We start from the raw sequence: 650 nt of genomic DNA, 5'->3' as shown, positions 1-650 counted from the left end.
TGATCCATTTCATTGATTTTTTATTCACTAAAAAAGTGAAAATAAAAAATTGAGTCATTTCAAAGAGATAATAAAAAAATCTATTAAGAATCAATAAATTAACAGAGAAGCTCTTGCGTCTTGCGCCTGAGTCTGATTCATTATGAAAAATGCTAGGTTGTTGATTCGCAAGGATAAATCTTAGTATTTTCTGTATATGGTGTGAGTGGTTTTTAGGTGGTCTATATATAGTAGACAGAGGAGGGTGAGTTGTTATGAAAGATGAACATATAGCTGTATTAATGGGGGGATTTTCCTCTGAACGGTCTGTAAGTTTGTCTTCAGGTACTGCTTGTGCTGATGTTCTTGAAGCGCAGGGGTATCGTGTGAGTCGTGTGGATGTTGATGGTCATATCGCTTCTGTTCTTGAACAGTTGCAGCCTGATATTGCTTTTAATGCGTTACATGGTCCATTTGGTGAAGATGGTCGTATTCAGGGTGTTCTTGAATATTTAAAAATTCCTTATACGCATTCTGGCGTGATGGCATCAGCACTGGCAATGGATAAAGGGCGTGCAAAAATTGTTGTTGCAAGCGTTGGGGTTTCTATTGCTCCTTCTTGTGTCATGAGTCGCTTTGCTGTTGGGAAAGAGCATCCTATGGAGCCTCCT

Annotated in this window: 1 protein-coding gene; it reads left to right on the top strand. The window is 38.8% G+C overall.

Going from position 1 to position 650, the window contains the following annotated elements; genetic code table 11:
* Positions 1 to 254: 254 nt before the first annotated feature.
* The coding region (locus ACFIO5_RS12350) for a D-alanine--D-alanine ligase (protein WP_522729899.1) at positions 255 to 650 on the top strand (396 nt) is incomplete at its 3' end.

This window comes from Bartonella sp. AA86SXKL (assembly GCF_042196885.1).
The sequence above is the reverse complement of the archived record's forward strand: the minus strand, read 5'-3'. Positions and strand labels throughout refer to the sequence as shown.